Source organism: Enterobacter sp. 296B2 (assembly GCF_034106185.1).
GTDB classification, from domain to species: domain Bacteria; phylum Pseudomonadota; class Gammaproteobacteria; order Enterobacterales; family Enterobacteriaceae; genus Enterobacter; species Enterobacter cloacae_N.
Window position 1 is genome coordinate 79838 of sequence record NZ_JAWNCA010000008.1, and the last position, 17660, is coordinate 97497.

The 17660-nt window shown below is 53.8% G+C and carries 19 protein-coding genes and 1 pseudogene; 9 read left to right on the top strand and 11 right to left on the bottom strand.

Translation table 11 applies throughout. The features are described 5' to 3' along the window. Positions 1–579: a CoA pyrophosphatase gene (locus URZ40_RS08310; RefSeq protein ID WP_116339264.1), complete on the top strand. Its 579-nt coding sequence runs from the start codon at positions 1–3 to the stop codon at positions 577–579. Between the two features lie 184 nt (positions 580–763). Next, positions 764–2128, top strand: coding sequence for an L-serine ammonia-lyase (gene sdaA / locus URZ40_RS08315; protein WP_166711534.1), 1365 nt, complete (start codon positions 764–766; stop codon positions 2126–2128). Positions 2129–2378: 250 nt separating this feature from the next. Here sdaA and yoaE read toward each other — a convergent pair whose 3' ends face one another. Then, positions 2379–3938 carry a CNNM family cation transport protein YoaE gene (yoaE, locus tag URZ40_RS08320; RefSeq protein WP_320720309.1) on the bottom strand — a complete coding sequence of 520 codons (1560 nt, stop codon included), beginning with the start codon at positions 3936–3938 and terminating at the stop codon, positions 2379–2381. Further along, the gene (locus URZ40_RS23175) at positions 3926–4135 is read right to left on the bottom strand and encodes a protein YoaL (protein ID WP_371199783.1); all 210 of its coding nucleotides are present in this window, start codon (positions 4133–4135) and stop codon (positions 3926–3928) included. Before URZ40_RS23175 ends, yoaE begins: the two co-directional genes overlap by 13 nt. A gap of 264 nt (positions 4136–4399) precedes the next feature. Here URZ40_RS23175 and manX point away from each other — a divergent pair, with 264 nt between their 5' ends. From manX to mntP, 5 genes are all read left to right on the top strand, one after another. Next, positions 4400–5368, top strand: a complete 969-nt coding sequence (gene manX / locus URZ40_RS08325) for a PTS mannose transporter subunit IIAB (RefSeq protein WP_163329887.1) — start codon at positions 4400–4402, stop codon at positions 5366–5368. 47 nt (positions 5369–5415) lie between these two features. After that, positions 5416–6216 (top strand): PTS mannose transporter subunit IIC, encoded by an 801-nt coding sequence (manY, locus tag URZ40_RS08330; protein WP_003859914.1) that lies wholly within the window; start codon positions 5416–5418, stop codon positions 6214–6216. A 12-nt stretch (positions 6217–6228) separates the two neighbouring features. After that, on the top strand, positions 6229–7080 hold the full coding sequence (locus URZ40_RS08335) for a PTS mannose transporter subunit IID (protein WP_006810994.1): 852 nt from the start codon (positions 6229–6231) through the stop codon (positions 7078–7080). Positions 7081–7134: 54 nt separating this feature from the next. Beyond that, positions 7135–7593 carry a DUF986 family protein gene (locus URZ40_RS08340; RefSeq protein ID WP_163329886.1) on the top strand — a complete coding sequence of 153 codons (459 nt, stop codon included), beginning with the start codon at positions 7135–7137 and terminating at the stop codon, positions 7591–7593. A gap of 399 nt (positions 7594–7992) precedes the next feature. Further along, positions 7993–8559, top strand: a complete 567-nt coding sequence (gene mntP, locus URZ40_RS08345; protein WP_061099650.1) for a manganese efflux pump MntP — start codon at positions 7993–7995, stop codon at positions 8557–8559. On the opposite strand, the gene rlmA is transcribed toward mntP, so the two are convergent. The 7 genes and pseudogenes from rlmA to mgrB all read right to left on the bottom strand — a co-directional run bounded on the left by rlmA (position 8556) and on the right by mgrB (position 13788). Further along, on the bottom strand, positions 8556–9371 hold the full coding sequence (gene rlmA / locus URZ40_RS08350) for a 23S rRNA (guanine(745)-N(1))-methyltransferase (protein WP_320720310.1): 816 nt from the start codon (positions 9369–9371) through the stop codon (positions 8556–8558). The genes mntP and rlmA overlap by 4 nt on opposite strands. A 67-nt stretch (positions 9372–9438) precedes the next feature. Further along, on the bottom strand, positions 9439–11157 hold the full coding sequence (gene ftsI, locus URZ40_RS08355; RefSeq protein ID WP_116339254.1) for a peptidoglycan glycosyltransferase FtsI: 1719 nt from the start codon (positions 11155–11157) through the stop codon (positions 9439–9441). Between the two features lie 217 nt (positions 11158–11374). After that, positions 11375–11584 (bottom strand): transcription antiterminator/RNA stability regulator CspE, encoded by a 210-nt coding sequence (gene cspE / locus URZ40_RS08360; RefSeq protein ID WP_001062678.1) that lies wholly within the window; start codon positions 11582–11584, stop codon positions 11375–11377. 13 nt (positions 11585–11597) lie between these two features. Further along, a pseudogene (locus tag URZ40_RS08365) lies at positions 11598–11742 on the bottom strand (DUF2627 domain-containing protein). Between the two features lie 524 nt (positions 11743–12266). Beyond that, positions 12267–13256, bottom strand: a complete 990-nt coding sequence (locus URZ40_RS08370) for an MBL fold metallo-hydrolase (RefSeq protein ID WP_320720311.1) — start codon at positions 13254–13256, stop codon at positions 12267–12269. Between the two features lie 23 nt (positions 13257–13279). Then, positions 13280–13570, bottom strand: coding sequence for a YebO family protein (locus URZ40_RS08375; protein ID WP_163329882.1), 291 nt, complete (start codon positions 13568–13570; stop codon positions 13280–13282). 74 nt (positions 13571–13644) lie between these two features. Then, positions 13645–13788: a PhoP/PhoQ regulator MgrB gene (gene mgrB, locus URZ40_RS08380; RefSeq protein ID WP_006175995.1), complete on the bottom strand. Its 144-nt coding sequence runs from the start codon at positions 13786–13788 to the stop codon at positions 13645–13647. Positions 13789–13947: 159 nt separating this feature from the next. Here mgrB and URZ40_RS08385 point away from each other — a divergent pair, with 159 nt between their 5' ends. Continuing rightward, positions 13948–14187 carry a YobH family protein gene (locus URZ40_RS08385; RefSeq protein ID WP_163329881.1) on the top strand — a complete coding sequence of 80 codons (240 nt, stop codon included), beginning with the start codon at positions 13948–13950 and terminating at the stop codon, positions 14185–14187. A 65-nt stretch (positions 14188–14252) separates the two neighbouring features. Here URZ40_RS08385 and kdgR read toward each other — a convergent pair whose 3' ends face one another. After that, a complete protein-coding gene (kdgR, locus tag URZ40_RS08390; RefSeq protein ID WP_116339246.1) occupies positions 14253–15044 on the bottom strand; it encodes a DNA-binding transcriptional regulator KdgR in 792 nt (263 codons plus the stop codon). 178 nt (positions 15045–15222) lie between these two features. On the opposite strand from kdgR, the gene URZ40_RS08395 reads away from it, so the two are divergent. After that, positions 15223–16596: an MFS transporter gene (locus URZ40_RS08395; RefSeq protein ID WP_320720313.1), complete on the top strand. Its 1374-nt coding sequence runs from the start codon at positions 15223–15225 to the stop codon at positions 16594–16596. 50 nt (positions 16597–16646) lie between these two features. Here URZ40_RS08395 and htpX read toward each other — a convergent pair whose 3' ends face one another. Further along, positions 16647–17528, bottom strand: a complete 882-nt coding sequence (gene htpX, locus URZ40_RS08400) for a protease HtpX (protein ID WP_010432647.1) — start codon at positions 17526–17528, stop codon at positions 16647–16649. Positions 17529–17660 lie beyond the last annotated feature (132 nt).

The window sequence follows — 17660 nt, forward strand, 5'->3', positions numbered from 1 at the left end:
GTGGAGAAAGAGAACCTGACGCTGGATGATTTTCTGTCGCGCTTTCAGCTGTTGCGGCCACAGGTCAACCGCGAGGCGCTGAATCAGCGCCAGGCGGCGGTGCTGATCCCGGTGGTGCGTCGGGAACAGCCAGGCCTGCTGCTTACGCAGCGCTCGCCGCATATGCGCAAACACGCAGGTCAGGTGGCCTTCCCGGGAGGCGCGGTGGACAGCACCGATGCGTCGCTGATTGCCGCCGCGCTGCGGGAAGCGCAGGAAGAGGTGGCTATTCCTCCTGAAAAGGTCGAGGTCATCGGCGTGCTGCCGCCGGTCGACAGCGTCACCGGCTTTCAGGTCACACCCGTGGTCGGCATTATCCCGCCTGGCCTGCAGTATCACGCCAGCGTCGACGAAGTCTCTGCGGTGTTTGAAATGCCGCTTGAAGAGGCGCTCCGGCTAAGTCGCTATCATCCGCTGGATATCCATCGCCGGGGGCATGACCATCGGGTCTGGTTGTCCTGGTATCAGCATTATTTTGTCTGGGGCATGACGGCGGGCATTATTCGTGAACTGGCGCTGCAAATCGGCCTGAAGCCTTGACTATACTTTACATTCCATCCTTTTTTGCAGGTTTGCGATCCGCGTCGCGCTATTAGCAAAACCCATCGTCAACCATTAGTTTAATTCATGTGAATAGTTAAGCCGAGGTCGGTGTTCCCTCTTACACTATGCGCAGTTATAACATCGTTACTGGAACCCCGGTAACCCTGTCAGGAGTGTGAAAGTGATTAGTATATTCGACATGTTCAAAGTGGGGATTGGTCCTTCTTCTTCCCACACTGTAGGGCCGATGAAGGCCGGTAAACAGTTCGTCGATGATCTGGTCGAAAAAGGATTACTGGAAAGCGTTACCCGTGTCGCCGTAGACGTTTACGGTTCACTGTCATTAACGGGTAAAGGCCACCACACCGATATCGCCATTATTATGGGTCTGGCGGGCAATATGCCGGACACTGTTGATATTGATGCCATCCCGGCATTCATCCGCGACGTGGAAGCGCGCGGCCGCCTGCTGCTGGCTAACGGTCAGCACGAAGTGGATTTCCCGCAGGATGACGGCATGCGTTTTCGCAGCGACAACCTGCCGCTGCATGAAAACGGCATGACTATCCACGCCTGGAGCGCCGAAAAAGAGATCTACAGCAAAACCTACTACTCCATCGGCGGTGGCTTCATCGTTGACGAAGAGCATTTTGGTAAAGAGAGCGCGGGCGACGTGAATGTGCCCTATCCGTTCAAATCGGCCACCGAAATGCTGGGCTACTGCAAAGAAACCGGTCTGTCGCTGTCCGGCATGGTGATGCAGAACGAACTGGCGCTGCACAGCAAAAAAGAGATCGAGGACTATTTTGCCAACGTGTGGCAAACCATGCGCGCCTGTATTGACCGCGGGATGAACACCGAAGGCGTCCTGCCTGGGCCACTGCGCGTGCCGCGTCGTGCCTCTGCCCTGCGCCGTATGCTGGTGACCACCGACAAGTTCTCTAACGACCCGATGAACGTGGTCGACTGGGTTAACATGTTTGCCCTCGCGGTAAACGAAGAGAACGCTGCGGGTGGTCGCGTCGTGACTGCGCCAACCAACGGTGCGTGCGGGATCGTCCCGGCTGTGCTGGCCTACTACGATCACTTTATTGAGCCCGTGACGCCGGATATCTATATCCGTTATTTCCTCGCGGCAGGCGCTATTGGCGCGCTGTACAAGATGAATGCGTCCATTTCAGGCGCTGAAGTGGGCTGTCAGGGTGAAGTGGGCGTAGCCTGCTCCATGGCGGCGGCCGGTCTGGCCGAGCTGCTGGGTGCAAGCCCTGAACAGGTTTGCGTGGCGGCGGAAATTGGCATGGAGCATAACCTCGGTCTGACCTGTGACCCGGTCGCGGGCCAGGTGCAGGTGCCGTGCATTGAGCGTAACGCGATAGCTTCCGTCAAAGCGATTAACGCCTCGCGCATGGCGATGCGCCGTACCAGCGAACCACGCGTGTCGCTGGATAAAGTAATCGAAACCATGTACGAAACCGGCAAAGACATGAACGCGAAGTACCGTGAGACGTCGCGCGGCGGTCTGGCCATTAAGGTGCAGTGCGACTAATCCTCTCTTTCGCCCATCCGCAACGGATGGGCGAATTTCTCCCTTCATTCTCGTCTCTTCCTTCTTTCCCCACTACACTTTTACGGTCGCGGCTGCTCGCGCACTGCCTGATATCAGGCAGCGGCTAAGTATTGGACTCGTTGCGAAAGGGGTTGAGAGAAGCGGACGCGGTATTAACGCCACAATGGCTGGCGGGAAATTCGTCCCCGCCAGCACATCATAACGGGCACATCGTACCCGTTAAGCAGACTTATTCATCTTCGTCGTGTGCAGACTGTTCTTTAACAATGCGGACCAGATCGACGCGGTAGTCGTTGGCTTCAACGATAGTGATGTGCAACGGAGGAAGCTCGATTACATCTCCGACGCGCGGGATCTGACCGTTTACGGCGATAACCAGACCCGCCACGGTTGCGATGTCTTCTTCGTCGTTAACCACGTTCTCCAGCCCCAGCGTGTGCGAGAGCGCGTGCAGGTCGGTCGCACCTTTGACCAGCCAGCCTTCGCCGTCGACCACAATCTCAGGCGTTTCGTCTTCATCCGGGAATTCACCGGCAATCGCTTCGAGAACGTCCAGCGGCGTCACCAGCCCCTGTACCACACCAAACTCGTTGGTGACGATAACAAAGCTACCGCGCGCGCGACGCAACACGCCCAGCAGGTTGATCGGATCCAGCGTTTCCGGCACGACAATCGCCGGCGACGAAGCTGCAATCGCCTCTACGTTGACGCCCTCTTCCAGCGCCACCAGCATCTCTTTTGCCCGCACGACGCCGATGATCTCATCCAGCTCACCGCGGCATACCGGGAACAGGCTGTGCGGTGAAGAGAGCAATTGCTGACGAATTTCATCTACGCTCAGGTTCGCATCCACCCAGCTGATTTCCCCGCGCGGCGTCATGATGCCGCGCAGCGAGCGGGAGGCAAGGGAGAGCACGCCGTTAATCATGTAGCGCTCCTCTTCCACAAACGCCCCTTCCGGGACCGGCACCGGGTTACGGTTTTCGGAATCAGACTGGACGTTCACCTGGCGACGCCCTCCCATCAGGCGCAGAATGGCGTCCGCCGTACGGGCGCGCAGCGGCTGATTTGACTGCTGCTTAATAAAGTTACGGCGCGCAATCTGGTTGAACAGTTCGATCAGAATCGAGAAGCCAATCGCGGCGTACAGGTAGCCTTTCGGAATATGGAAGCCAAAACCTTCCGCCACCAGGCTCAGACCAATCATCAGCAGGAAGCTCAGACAGAGCACGACCACCGTCGGATGCTGGTTGACGAAGCGCGTCAACGGTTTCGAGGCCAGCAGCATTACCGCCATAGCAATGACCACAGCCGCCATCATCACCGGCAGATGGTTCACCATACCGACTGCAGTAATAACCGCATCCAGCGAGAAGACCGCATCCAGCACCACAATTTGCAGTACCACGACCCAGAAGCTGGCATAGCCTTTACCGTGCCCATCATCGTGCTGACGGTTTTCCAGCCGTTCATGTAGCTCCGTCGTCGCTTTGAACAGCAGGAATATCCCCCCGATCAGCATGATCAAATCACGCCCGGAGAAGGTGTAATCCATGACGGAGAACAGCGGTTTGGTCAACGTGACCATCCAGGAGATGACGGAGAGCAGCCCCAGTCGCATGACCAGCGCCAGCGACAGACCAATCAGACGCGCTTTATCACGCTGTTTTGGCGGCAGTTTGTCCGCAAGGATGGCGATAAACACCAGGTTATCAATACCGAGAACGATCTCCAGTACGACCAGCGTGAGCAGTCCCACCCAGATTGACGGGTCCATTAAGAATTCCATGACAAGCTCCTGCTAAAGGAATGACAAAACGGTGCCCCACTCAACGTGGGCAAATATAAGGCAGACAGAGTCGATACGTGGCGTGGTTCGCCGGTGAAAAAGGCGCGGAATGGCCTGGTAGATGACTGACGTCGGTGACGGTCCATATAGTGGGCTGTAGCCCTATACTCCTGAACAATTAAACGGAGGCTAAACATATCAGACACAATGCATTTTTAGCAAAGATTTACGTTCCTTTGCAAAGATCTGTAACACAGTGGCTGTACCCTTAAGATAAATCTGTCGTGTGTAGCTAAATTACGGATCTTCATCACATAAATTATTTTTTCACTATCTAAAATAATTCGCGGAAGTCTTAGTTTTTGAACTCTAACCCTTATCTGAATCGATTCGGTTCGCCAATACGATTCTCAGTACGTCTGCCCGGCAGGCGTATTAATGATAATAAAAGGAGGTAGCAAGTGACCATTGCTATTGTCATAGGCACACATGGTTGGGCTGCTGAGCAGCTACTCAAAACGGCAGAGATGCTGTTGGGCGAGCAGGAAAACGTCGGCTGGATCGATTTCGTTCCCGGTGAAAATGCCGAGACGCTGATTGAGAAGTACAACGCTCAACTCGCGAAGCTGGATACCAGCAAAGGCGTGCTGTTTCTCGTCGATACATGGGGCGGCAGTCCGTTTAACGCTGCCAGCCGCATTGTCGTCGATAAAGAGCATTATGAAGTCGTCGCCGGGGTTAACATTCCCATGCTGGTGGAAACCTTTATGGCGCGCGACGACAACCCGAGCTTCGATGAGCTGGTCGCGCTGGCCGTTGAAACCGGTCGTGAAGGCGTGAAAGCCCTGAAGGCTCAGCCGGTTGAAAAACCTGCCCCTGCCCCGGCTGCGGCGGCACCGAAAGCGGCGGCACCGGCAAAACCGATGGGACCGAACGATTACATGGTTATCGGCCTTGCGCGTATTGATGACCGCTTAATCCACGGGCAGGTGGCGACACGCTGGACCAAAGAGACCAACGTTCGCCGCATCATCGTCGTCAGCGACGAAGTGGCCGCTGATACCGTCCGTAAAACCCTTCTGACTCAGGTTGCACCACCGGGCGTTACCGCGCACGTGGTGGATGTCGCCAAGATGATCCGCGTTTACAACAACCCGAAATATGCGGGCGAGCGCGTGATGCTCCTGTTTACTAACCCGACAGACGTCGAGCGCATTGTTGAAGGCGGCGTGAAAATTACCTCCGTGAACATCGGCGGTATGGCTTTCCGTCAGGGCAAAACGCAGGTCAACAACGCGATTTCAGTCGATGCGAAAGATATCGAGGCGTTCAACAAGCTGAATGCCCGCGGTATTGAGCTGGAAGCCCGTAAAGTTTCCACTGACCCGAAACTGAAAATGATGGATTTGATCGGTAAAGTTGGGAAATAAGCCCGCGCCGGTTTTTCACATAAAGCTTATGTCATAGGAGAAGTACAATGGAGATTACCACTCTTCAGATTGTGCTGGTGTTCATCGTCGCGTGTATTGCGGGTATGGAATCCGTACTTGATGAATTTCAGTTCCACCGCCCTCTGGTGGCCTGTACGTTGATTGGTGCCGTTTTGGGTGATATGAAAACCGGTATCATCATCGGCGGTACGCTGGAAATGATCGCCCTCGGCTGGATGAACATCGGTGCTGCCGTTGCGCCCGATGCCGCGCTGGCCTCTATCATCTCAACCGTTCTGGTTATTGCCGGTCATCAGAGTATCGGTGCAGGTATCGCCCTGGCCATTCCTCTTGCCGCAGCGGGCCAGGTGCTGACTATTATCGTGCGTACCATCACCGTTGCGTTCCAGCATGCGGCGGATAAGGCGGCCGAAAATGGCAACCTCACGGCACTCTCCTGGATCCACGTTTCGTCCCTGTTCCTGCAGGCGATGCGTATCGCGATCCCGGCGGTTATCGTTGCGATTTCTGTCGGCACAAGCGAAGTTCAGGGCATGCTGAATGCGATCCCTGAAGTGGTCACCAGCGGTCTGAACATCGCGGGTGGTATGATCGTCGTGGTGGGTTACGCAATGGTCATCAACATGATGCGCGCAGGCTACCTGATGCCGTTCTTCTACCTCGGCTTCGTCACCGCCGCCTTCACCAACTTCAACCTGGTTGCACTGGGTGTGATTGGTGCCGTGATGGCGATTCTCTACATCCAGCTCAGCCCGAAATATAACCGCGTTGCGGGTGCCCCAGCGCAGGCGGCTGGTAACAACGATCTCGATAACGAACTGGACTAACAGGTGAGCGAAATGGTTGATATGACAAAAACTACCACCGAGAAAAAACTCACTCCGGGTGATATTCGTGGCGTGTTCATCCGTTCTAACCTGTTTCAGGGTTCATGGAACTTCGAACGTATGCAGGCGCTGGGCTTCTGCTTCTCCATGGTACCGGCGATCAAACGCCTGTATCCGGAAAACAACGAAGCGCGTCGTCAGGCGATTAAGCGTCACCTGGAATTCTTCAACACCCATCCTTACGTCGCGGCTCCTGTTCTGGGCGTGACGCTGGCGATGGAAGAGCAGCGTGCGAACGGCGCGGAGATTGACGATGGTGCCATCAACGGTATCAAAGTCGGTCTGATGGGTCCGCTGGCCGGCGTGGGCGACCCTATCTTCTGGGGTACCGTTCGCCCGGTCTTCGCGGCGCTGGGTGCCGGGATCGCGATGAGCGGCAGCCTGCTCGGTCCTCTGCTGTTCTTCATCCTGTTCAACGCGGTGCGTCTGCTGACCCGTTACTACGGCGTGGCGTACGGCTACCGTAAGGGCGTGGACATCGTTAAGGATATGGGCGGCGGCTTCCTGCAGAAACTGACCGAGGGGGCGTCAATTCTCGGCCTGTTTGTGATGGGGGCGCTGGTTAACAAGTGGACGCACGTGAACATCCCGCTGGTGGTTTCGACCATCACCGGTCAGGATGGTCAGACCCGCGTCACCACCGTGCAGACGATTCTGGACCAGCTGATGCCTGGCCTGGTGCCGCTGCTGTTGACCTTCGCCTGTATGTGGCTGCTGCGTAAGAAAGTGAACCCGCTGTGGATCATCGTTGGCTTCTTCGTCATCGGTATCGCGGGCTACGCTGTCGGCCTGCTTGGCCTGTAAGACACTGCGTTATCGACCGGGGGCTTGCCCCCGGTCTTTTTATCCGGAGGATGAATGACTGTTACGGACATCGTACTGGTTTTATTTATTGTTGCCCTTCTGGCTTACGCGATCTATGACGAGTTCATAATGCCTCGCCGCCACGGCGAGACGCTGCTGTCCCTTCCCCTCTTGCGCCGAGGACGCATTGATGCGTTTATCTTCGCGGGCCTGGTGGTCATTCTGATATACAATAACGTGACCAGCCACGGTGCAATATTAACCACATGGTTATTATGTGCGCTGGCATTAATGGCGATTTACCTTTTCTGGATCCGCTCGCCAAAACTCATTTTTAAAAAACACGGATTCTTCTTCGCCAACATATGGATAGAATATAACCGTATTAAAGAGATGAATTTATCCGAAGACGGCGTGTTAGTGATGCAATTAGAACAACGCCGCCTGCTCATCCGGGTCAAAAATATTGATGACCTTGAAAAAATCTACAACTTACTCGTTAAAACTCAATGAGTTATTATTATATCCTCGGCTATATATTGTGATATTCTTTCGCAAAGAATATAGCCGTTGCTATATCTTCCCTCCTCATTGACTTATATTTATTAACGATATTTTCACGCATAAATCTAAATGAAAATCGTTATCAAAAAGGCGAATAAATTAAGCCTTTATCATTGTTGTTTTATATTCTCAAAATATGTTAAGGTTGCGCCCGTCGTTGGGGAGTAGCCGATTTCCTGCACGCAGGAAATGTACGTGTCAACATACTCGTTGAAAAACGTGGCGCGTACGGATCGCTTTCAGCACACTTACCGTGCAAAAGGGATCAGGCGAGACCATAGATACATCAACTGCTGTTTACTGGGGGCAGTGATGTGTCATATGGATATCCCCGGTCTGGACGCTCTTATGAACATCTCCGCTACGATCCTTCTCGCTTTTGGCATGTCCATGGACGCATTTGCGGCTTCCATCGGCAAAGGCGCCACGCTTCACAAACCTAAATTCTCAGAAGCTCTGCGCACCGGTCTGATCTTTGGTGCCATCGAAACGCTGACGCCGCTCATTGGCTGGGGTTTGGGCATGCTCGCCAGCCAGTTCGTGCTGGAGTGGAACCACTGGATTGCGTTCGTCCTGCTGGTATTTCTCGGTGGCCGAATGGTGATTGAAGGTTTTCGCGGGAATGATGATGAAGATGAAGCACCGCTGCACCGCCACGGTTTCTGGCTGCTGGTCACTACGGCAATTGCCACCAGCCTGGACGCCATGGCCGTCGGGGTGGGTCTGGCGTTCCTGCAGGTCAATATTATCGCCACCGCGCTGGCCATCGGCTGTGCAACGTTGATTATGTCCACGCTGGGCATGATGGTTGGACGGTTTATCGGCCCGCTGCTGGGTAAACGCGCCGAGATCTTAGGCGGTATTGTGCTGATCGGCATTGGTGCCCAGATCCTCTGGGCACACTTCGCGCCTTAAGCGTCGCGCTGCCAGACGTGGATACTGAAATCCGTCTGGCAGCCAAACGTCGTTCGAGCCGCTAACGCATCCCATACTTCCGGTTTTGCCCGCCACGCGAACGGCGTCATTTGCAGCAGGGCTACCGCCTCTTCACCGTTTAAATTCATTTCATACGCCACTGACTGCTCCTGCTTCAGCGTAAAGCCTGTCAGCTGTTCAGAGTGCGGGGCATGCAGACGCACCTCGTCGTAAATGAGCCCTTTCAGCTCCATCAGGTGACGCGGGCCCGGCGTGACGGTTATCACCCAGCCTCCGGGCTTCACCACGCGCGCCAGCTCTTCTGCTTTACACGGCGCGTAAATGCGGATAACGGCGTCCATACTGACATCCTCAAACGGCAGCCGGTGGCTGGATGCCACACAGAACGTCACGCCAGCGTAACGTTTAGCCGCCGCGCGGATCGCCACTTTCGACACGTCGAGACCGAATGTCACAGCCCCCTTTTCACGCACCACATCCGCAAACCGTGCGGTGTAGTACCCTTCCCCACAGCCGATATCAAGCATGGCGGACGCCGAATCAGGCAACATGTCATCCAGCATCTGCGCTACCGTTTCCCGCAGCGGCAGATAGTGTCCGGCATCGAGAAACGCCCTGCGCGCCTGCATCATCTCTGCGCTATCGCCCGGATCGCGGGAGCGCTTGTGCTGCACCGGAAGAAGATTCACATACCCTTCTTTCGCCATATCAAACTGGTGTCCCTGCGGACAGGCATAACTTTTATCTGAGCGCGTCAGGGACGCGTGGCAAAGGGGACAGCTGAAGGACATGACAACTCCGGGAGATAAACCAAAGGGCGAAGTGTACCGCTATTCGCCCCGCTATAAAACGGCTGGATTACCGCATCACGATAAGGTGGTCAGAACCGGCAGGCAGCCCGTCAGGCTTCACGTTCTCCAGGCGCAGAACGTTGCCCATAATTTCGCTGAAGACCGGTGCGGAAACCGCTCCGCCATAGTAGGCCCCGTTTTGAGGATCGTTAATCACCACCACCAGGGCAAAACGCGGGTCGCTGGCAGGCGCAACCCCCGCGGTATAGGCGACGTATTTATCGACATATTTGCCGCTATCATCAATTTTCTTCGCCGTCCCGGTCTTCACCGCCACGCGATAGTCGCGAACGGCCGCCTTAACGCCCCCGCCGCCGGGCAGCGCAACGCTCTCCATCATGTGCTCCACCTCGTGCGCGATCTCTTCCGGCATGACGCGGTGTCCGATAACGGGGGGATCGATGCGGGTGATGGAGAGTGGACGCTCAAGACCGAAGCCGCCAATCGTCGCGTAGACGTGGGCCAGCTGGAGCGGCGTGACCATAAGGCCGTAGCCAAAGGCAAAGGTCGCGCGGTCGAGCTGGCTCCAGTATTTACGCTGTGGCAGCAGCCCCGCGCTCTCACCCGTTAGGCCAAGCCCCGTGTTGGTACCAAAACCAAAGTTTCGATAGGTATCAATCAGATGCTGAACAGGCATCGCCAGCGAGAGTCGGGATACGCCGGTGTCGCTCGATTTTTGCAGGATCCCGGTCATGGTCAGCTCAGGATAATAACCCACGTCGCGGATACGATGCCCGTCAAGGGTATACGGGTGGGTATCAATAACGCTGTCCGGCTGGACCAGCCCCTGCTGCAGGGCCGTCATCAGCACCAGCGGCTTGACGGTCGAACCAGGCTCGAACGTATCGCTGATTGCGCGGTTGCGAAAATCGTTTATCGTCGCACCTTCCCGGTTATTGGGGTTGAAATCAGGATAGCTCGCCATGGCGAGTATTTCCCCGGTGGGGATATTGATTAACACGGAGGCCCCTGACTCGGCCTTATTCCAGGCGACGGCATTATCCAGCGCGTCTTCGGTAATGGTTTGCAGCCGCTCGTCAATGCTCAACTGGATGTTATGCGCCGGCGTGGGCGCCACTTCCGTCAGGTTTTCAACCACGCGCCCGTAGCGATCCTCCCTTACCTGTCGGATACCCGCTTTACCCGTCAGCTGCGCATTGAAGCTTTTTTCCACCCCTTCAATGCCCTGTCCGTCAATATTGGTGAAGCCAATCAGATTTGCCGCCACGTGGCCTGCCGGGTAAAAACGGCGGGATTCATCGCGTAAATTAATGCCGGGCAAATTAAGTTTATCAATCCACTTTGCCTGTGCTGGATCGACCTGACGCGCCAGGTAGATGAAGCGGCCCTGGGGATTAGCGTTAATTCGCGAAGCAAGCGTGTTCAGTGAGAGATGCAGCGCATTTGCCAGCGCCTGCCAGCGTTCATCAAAACCGACGCCCCCTTTCGCCCGCACGGTTTTAGGATCGGCCCAAACGGCCCGGACAGGCACGCTGACCGCCAGGGGTCGCCCTTCGCGATCCATAATCATCCCACGCGGCGCATCAATCGCCAGCTGACGGAGGGATCGCATATCTTCCTGCTTCACCAGATTGTCGGGTTTAATGATTTGTAGCCAGGCAACGCGGCCAAGTAAGAAGGCCAGACTGCAGAAAATAGCGAAACAGAGCAGCGCAAAACGCGCCGGCGTGAAATTGCCAGCGGTTATTATCAATTTCTTCTTCACCTGAACCCCGGGACTGTTAAACAACGCCCTGATTTAACGAGAAAAGATGCGCTTTGGGAGGCGAAACTGTGCTACTAACCTCGCAGCTTTGCAACAAGTTGCTAACAAGGCCGGAGATTGCAATATTTTGAAAGAAAGGGAATAAAAAAGCCCCGCATGATGCGAGGCTTTATGTCTGAGATTGAAGCGCTATGCGCCCCAGTCAGCAGCGGTTCGATCAGATAGCAGTTACGTTAACTGCAGCTGGGCCTTTCTGGCCGTCCTGAATTTCGAACTCAACGTTCTGGCCTTCAGCCAGAGTTTTGAAGCCGTTACCCTGGATTGCAGAGAAGTGTACGAACACGTCTTTGCTGCCGTCAGCAGGAGTAATGAAACCAAAACCTTTAGACTCGTTGAACCACTTAACTTGACCTTTAATCTTTGCCATTTTGCAAAATTCCTTAGAGTGTTTTCTTAGCCCGCAGGCATTAACTGAGATAAAACTGAGACATTACTGCATGAGGCACTAATATAAGGTTCGGCAGAGAAGCGGTATTCAACGACAACGTGTTTACTCAGGACTTCTTTACTGAAAATGCCACACATAAACAGAACTGTACCTCGTTTGACCCAAAACGTGTTATCACACACTATGTTTAATATGGCAAGCCATTTTTAAACATGTCTCGATCCGCCGCACAAATTCGAACACTGTCTGTAAGGATTTGCACAATTATGCGCTTCACAAACAGACGGCTTTACTCACTTACACAGACTCAACGCTGCTTACGCAACCGCTGTAAACTAAGACTTTTTTAACATAGCTCAATCATTACAATGCGTCCAGCTGACGGGAAAAGAAATCTTCGGCGTTGATTGAGTTAGAACAAATTGTGAAAACTTATGCTTAAATCATTGTAACGTGACCGTATTGTTTCAGGCAAAAATGATGTTAATAAACCACGACCCGCTGTATTAAAATGCACCAGATAATAAACAGGATTATGCACCAAAATAATGAAATTTTTATGACTCTGCATCAAAACAAGGCAAGCAAAACGTTTCGATAAAAATAAAACATTCCTGACAACGAATACATACACAATATATGCAACAATGCATCGCTTCGTTTATAAGGGTAAATATTCGCCAATTTTCAGTATCCTGAAAGGATTATTAACTGACGCTACATTATCCAGCGCGTCAGTTAATTCTTTTATCGGGTCATCCAGCGCTTCATCTGCCAGTTCAAACACCCCCCAGTGCACAGGGAACGCCAGAGGGCAACCTAACTGCTGCCACAGCGCAACGGCAGACTGGGGATCCATATGGTGTACGGCCATAAACCATCGCGGAGCATAGGCACCAACGGGCAATGCTGCCACATCAATCTGCCCCAGACGTTCCGGTATCAACAGCAGCTCAGGCGAATAGCCGGTATCGCCGCTAAACCAGAACCGGTGATGTCGCCCTTCAAAGACCCAGCCGCACCATAATGAGCGATTTCGGTTCCAGAGCGTGCGCATACTCCAGTGCTGCGCCGGTACGGCTGACAATGTCATCCCCTGCCAGGTAAAACTCTGCCACCAGTCGAGCTCAACCACCTGTTTTGCACCCCGGCGACGAAACCAGCCGCCCAGACCTAAAGGAACAAATATACTGACGTCGGGAAAGCGTTTGAGAATGTGGCGAATTGTGAGTTCATCAAGATGATCGTAATGATTATGCGAGATGACGACTGCGTCAAGTTGGTGCAGTTGATCGACAGACAGTGCCGGAGGCGTTTTACGCTGCGGCCCTAAGAAAGGGAGCGGAGAAGCGCGCCGTGAAAAAACGGGATCGGTAAGAAGGATATTGCCGTCCAGCTGCAGCAGTATGCTCGCATGTCCGAGCCACCACGCCCCATCCCCTTGTGGTTGCTGAAGATTGGCCGGTTGCCACCACTGCCGGATAAAGTCATCGTAACCGAGGGCGGGCGGCTTCGGCAGGCCGGCTTCTTTACGTTCTTTGCGCCAGCGGTCAAGGTCGCCGGGCTGGTGTCCTGCAGAAGTCGTATTACGAAAACCGTTTGGGGTGTGATGTTTCAGGGAGGGGTCATACCAGGGATTTTTCCAGACCACAGCCACCTCCCGGAATGATACGATTAGCGCTCAGCAACCAGGCGGATAAAATCGTCTTGGTCGTTGTTCTCTTCAGCGACCGCCTCTTTTGGCACGTCTTTCTCTTCCGGCTCGTTAGCCTCGCACAGACGACGCAACAGCGCATTCTGTCGCTTTTGCTGCTCAAGCAGCGCTTCCAGCAGTTCGATCTGCTCATTAGTACGTGAACTGGCACGGTTTACGAAAAACCAAATGACCAGCCCCACCAGCAGAACAACCAAAGAGATCGTCAGGGATGCCATATTTAGCAGCCCTGAATTCAGTAACTCACCCATTTCACCACCTCAATAAAAGCGTCTATTTTACCACTGGCGCGAAGGAAGGAAATCACCTGAAGAAAAAATGCGTGCTACCACGGAATAAACTTATTGATTGCGCAAACGCCGCTAAAAAACTGTACATCCTGATCGCACATCACGTTGATAGTCTGCGTCCATAACACCACGCACGCTATCAGCACGATAATCAGAATCACCCAGCGTATTTTTTTCACTCCACACTCCGTTTAAAGACCTGATGCAACCAGGTTATCACGGTTATCTTAAACAAGGACTAACTGTAGCGCCATCAGGCTCTTTTCAGAATCCTGCACTTGTTTCATTACGTAAACCGTTTAGTCTGGCATTATGATAACAATGAAAAAGAGGTAATAATGCGCTTAATTATTCGAACAATTGTTGCACTGGCGATACTCTGGATAGGCCTTCTGTTAACGGGTTATGGCGTGCTGGTGGGAAGCACCGAAAATGCAGCAGGGCTGGGCATACAATGTAAATATTTAACAGCACAGGGAGTCAGCACCGCGCAGTATCTCCATTCGGACAGCGGGATCGTTGGTTTAACCAACTGCCCGGTACTGCGTAAGACCTCCGTCGTGATTGATAATGGCTGATCCACAGCGTGAATGCCGAATAAAAAAACGCCGCAAAGATGCGGCGTTTTTTATGCTAACCAGGCTTAAAACGGATAGTCGTGGTAACCCATCTGTTCTGAAATCTTGCGCGCGGCGGTATGCAGAATAGCCACATACTCGTGCAGGCGCTCTTCCGAGAAGCGCAGCGTTGGGAAAGAGATGCTCAACCCCGCAATCACGACGCCAAAGCGGTCAAACACCGGAACGCCAATACAGCGCAGCCCTTCTTCCTGCTCTTCGTTATCCTCGCCATACCCTTGTTCACGCACCTTGTCGAGCACCGTTAATAACTCTTCGGTGCTGGTTATGGTGCGTTCAGTGCTGCGTTTGTACTCCACGCCATCGAGGATCTGTTTTACCTCTTCACGATCGCGCCACGCCAGCAGAACCTTACCAATTGCCGTGCTGTAAAGCGGGTTGCGACGACCAATGCGCGAATACATACGCAGGTTATACATGGAGTCGATTTTATGGATGTAAACAATACTGTCTTCATCCAGCGCACCCAGGTGGATAGTCTCTTTGGTCAGGCGGGAAATCTCACGCATCTGAATATCCGCGCTACGGATCAGATCCACGTTTTGTAATGCCCTGGCACCCAGTTCAAACAGTTTCAGCGTCAGAGAGTATTTTTCAGACTCCCCTTCCTGTGCAACGTAACCCAGTGATTTCATGGTTTGCAAAAAGCGATAAACGGTGCTTTTCGACATCATCACGCGCTGTGACAACTCTGTGATACCAATTTCACGCTCTTCCCCGAGCGCCTGTAAGATGCCAAACACCTTCAGCACGGAAGAAACAGAATCTGGCTGTTTATCCAAATCCGCAATTGCCATTTACCACCTCATAGAGAGTGTTTTATAAAAATCAGAACCGGTTTTTATTATAAATTCCCGTCATGTTACCTGCAATCAATCCGCGTTTACTTCGTTACAAATCTGCGACATAAAACGGTGTTGACGATGCTAAAATAGTTACCCTGAGAATAATTTCACTCTGAGCTATTTATCCCCGATGGAAAAGAACCTTTCCGATGGCCTGCCTTTGCCCCAGCGGTATGGCGCTATCGCTACGATAATTATTGGTATCTCAATGGCCGTCCTTGACGGCGCCATTGCGAACGTTGCCCTTCCCACCATTGCCACCGATCTGCATGCTTCCCCGGCCAGTTCGATATGGATTGTTAACGCCTATCAGATTGCGATTGTGGTTTCCCTGCTCTCCTTCTCTTTTCTGGGCGATATGTTCGGCTACCGTCGGGTATATCAGTGCGGGCTGGTGGTATTTACCTTCACATCACTGCTGTGCGCCCTTTCGGACTCTCTGCATACGCTGACGCTGGCGCGCATCGCGCAAGGTTTTGGCGGCGCGGCGCTGATGAGCGTCAATACGGCGCTAATCCGCCTAATCTATCCGCAGCGTCATCTGGGGCGCGGCATGGGGATAAACTCGTTTATTGTCGCGGTCTCATCTGCCGCCGGGCCAACCATTGCGGCCGCTATACTTTCTGTCGCCTCCTGGCAATGGCTGTTCGCCATAAACGTGCCGCTGGGTATCGTGGCCATCTTCTTTGCCCTGCGTTATCTCCCCGCTAACGGCCCGAAAAGCACCATGCCGCGCTTTGACGTGGCAAGTGCAGTGATGAATGCGCTCACCTTTGGTCTGCTGATTACCGCCCTGAGCGGCTTTGCGCAGGGTCAATCTCTGCTGCTTACCGCCGCGGAGCTTGTTGCCCTGCTAGTGACGGGCTTCTTCTTTGTTCGCCGACAGCTTGCCCTGCCGGTACCTTTACTGCCGGTCGATCTGCTGCGTATCCCCCTCTTTTCGCTCTCCATCTGCACCTCCGTCTGCTCGTTCTGCGCCCAGATGCTGGCTCTGGTTTCTCTGCCCTTCTTCCTGCAAAGCGTGATAGGACGTTCCGAAGTGGAGACCGGGCTGCTGTTAACCCCCTGGCCGCTGGCGACGATGGTGATGGCACCGCTTGCCGGTTATTTAATAGAACGTGTACATGCCGGTTTGTTGGGTGCGGTGGGGCTGGCAGTGATGGCAACCGGTCTTTTTGCGCTGGCGCTGCTTCCGTCATCGCCAGGCGATCTGGACATTGTCTGGCGCATGGTTCTGTGCGGTGCCGGGTTTGGCCTGTTCCAGTCCCCCAACAACCACACCATTATTACCGCGGCGCCGCGACATCGCAGCGGAGGTGCCAGTGGCATGCTGGGGACCGCGCGTCTGCTGGGACAAAGCACCGGTGCGGCGCTGGTTGCCCTGATGTTTAACCTTGCCGGGCAAAACGGTAATCACGTTGCGCTTCTCACCGCAGGCGCCCTTGCCACCCTGGCAGCCATCGTCAGCGGTCTGCGCGTGACCCAACCCGGCGTTCAGGCATAAAAAAAGCCGGGCGGAGTCTTCTCCTGCCCGGCTTATTTACGCTCTTAGCGTTACTTCAGGTATTCCCCACTGCGCAGCGCTTCAATACGTTTATCCAGCGGAGGGTGAGACATAAACAGCTCGCTCAACGACTTTGATTTGCCATTGATGCAGAAGGCCATCATGCTGTTCGCTTCCTGCGGCTCGTAGCTGGTTTTCAGACGCTGCAGAGCTGCAATCATCTTCTCACGCCCCACCAGCTTCGCAGAGCCAGCATCCGCATGGAACTCACGATGACGAGAGAACCACATGGTGATAATGCTCGCCAGGATACCGAACACCAGTTCCAGCACCATGGATACAGCGAAGTAGATCAGCGGGTTACCGTTGCTCTCCTCACCTTCATCGCGGTTGCCGCCCATGAAGCCAGCCGCAATCTGCGCCAGGATACGGGAGATAAAGATAACGAAGGTGTTCACCACGCCCTGAATCAGCGTCATGGTTACCATGTCACCGTTGGCAATATGGCTGATTTCATGCGCGATAACCGCTTCGGCTTCGTCACGGCTCATGTTCTGCAACAATCCGGTGCTCACGGCAACCAGTGACGCATCACGACGGGCACCCGTGGCAAACGCGTTAATATCCGGGGCATGGTAAATAGCAACCTGCGGCATCGCAATGCCTGCCTGCTTAGACTGCTGTGCCACCGTATTCATCAGCCACTGTTCCATATCGTTACGCGGCTGTTCAATCACCTCACCGCCTACGGATTTCAGCGCCATCCATTTTGACATCAGCAGGGAAATGAAAGAGCCACCAAAACCAAACAGCAGCGCCATAATCAACAGACCCTGAACGCTGCTCGACTGAATTCCTGTCAGGCTTAGCACGAGCCCGAAAACCACCATCACCGCCAGGTTGGTGAGCAGGAAGAGCGCGATTCGCATCATAATTTTCTTTTAACCTCAGTTTAACAAAACGCACTATGCGATTACCCACATCGTATGGGTATTACGGCTATTTTCAAGCATCCGGTAGGCGTAAGTCACCAGAAAGACACAACTTTACACAATTGGAAATCA

What these genes read in the sequence shown, in the direction of transcription:
- rlmA (WP_320720310.1), bottom strand. Translation starts at nt 9,371, where the DNA reads ATGTCCTTCAGCTGTCCCCTTTGCCACGCGTCCCTGACGCGCTCAGAT.
- manY (WP_003859914.1), top strand. Translation starts at nt 5,416, where the DNA reads ATGGAGATTACCACTCTTCAGATTGTGCTGGTGTTCATCGTCGCGTGT.
- yoaE (WP_320720309.1), bottom strand. Translation starts at nt 3,938, where the DNA reads ATGGAATTCTTAATGGACCCGTCAATCTGGGTGGGACTGCTCACGCTG.
- URZ40_RS08375 (WP_163329882.1), bottom strand. Translation starts at nt 13,570, where the DNA reads ATGGGTGAGTTACTGAATTCAGGGCTGCTAAATATGGCATCCCTGACG.
- URZ40_RS23175 (WP_371199783.1), bottom strand. Translation starts at nt 4,135, where the DNA reads ATGTTTAGCCTCCGTTTAATTGTTCAGGAGTATAGGGCTACAGCCCAC.
- htpX (WP_010432647.1), bottom strand. Translation starts at nt 17,528, where the DNA reads ATGATGCGAATCGCGCTCTTCCTGCTCACCAACCTGGCGGTGATGGTG.
- URZ40_RS08340 (WP_163329886.1), top strand. Translation starts at nt 7,135, where the DNA reads ATGACTGTTACGGACATCGTACTGGTTTTATTTATTGTTGCCCTTCTG.
- mntP (WP_061099650.1), top strand. Translation starts at nt 7,993, where the DNA reads ATGAACATCTCCGCTACGATCCTTCTCGCTTTTGGCATGTCCATGGAC.
- URZ40_RS08385 (WP_163329881.1), top strand. Translation starts at nt 13,948, where the DNA reads ATGCGCTTAATTATTCGAACAATTGTTGCACTGGCGATACTCTGGATA.
- cspE (WP_001062678.1), bottom strand. Translation starts at nt 11,584, where the DNA reads ATGGCAAAGATTAAAGGTCAAGTTAAGTGGTTCAACGAGTCTAAAGGT.
- URZ40_RS08335 (WP_006810994.1), top strand. Translation starts at nt 6,229, where the DNA reads ATGGTTGATATGACAAAAACTACCACCGAGAAAAAACTCACTCCGGGT.
- kdgR (WP_116339246.1), bottom strand. Translation starts at nt 15,044, where the DNA reads ATGGCAATTGCGGATTTGGATAAACAGCCAGATTCTGTTTCTTCCGTG.
- URZ40_RS08395 (WP_320720313.1), top strand. Translation starts at nt 15,223, where the DNA reads ATGGAAAAGAACCTTTCCGATGGCCTGCCTTTGCCCCAGCGGTATGGC.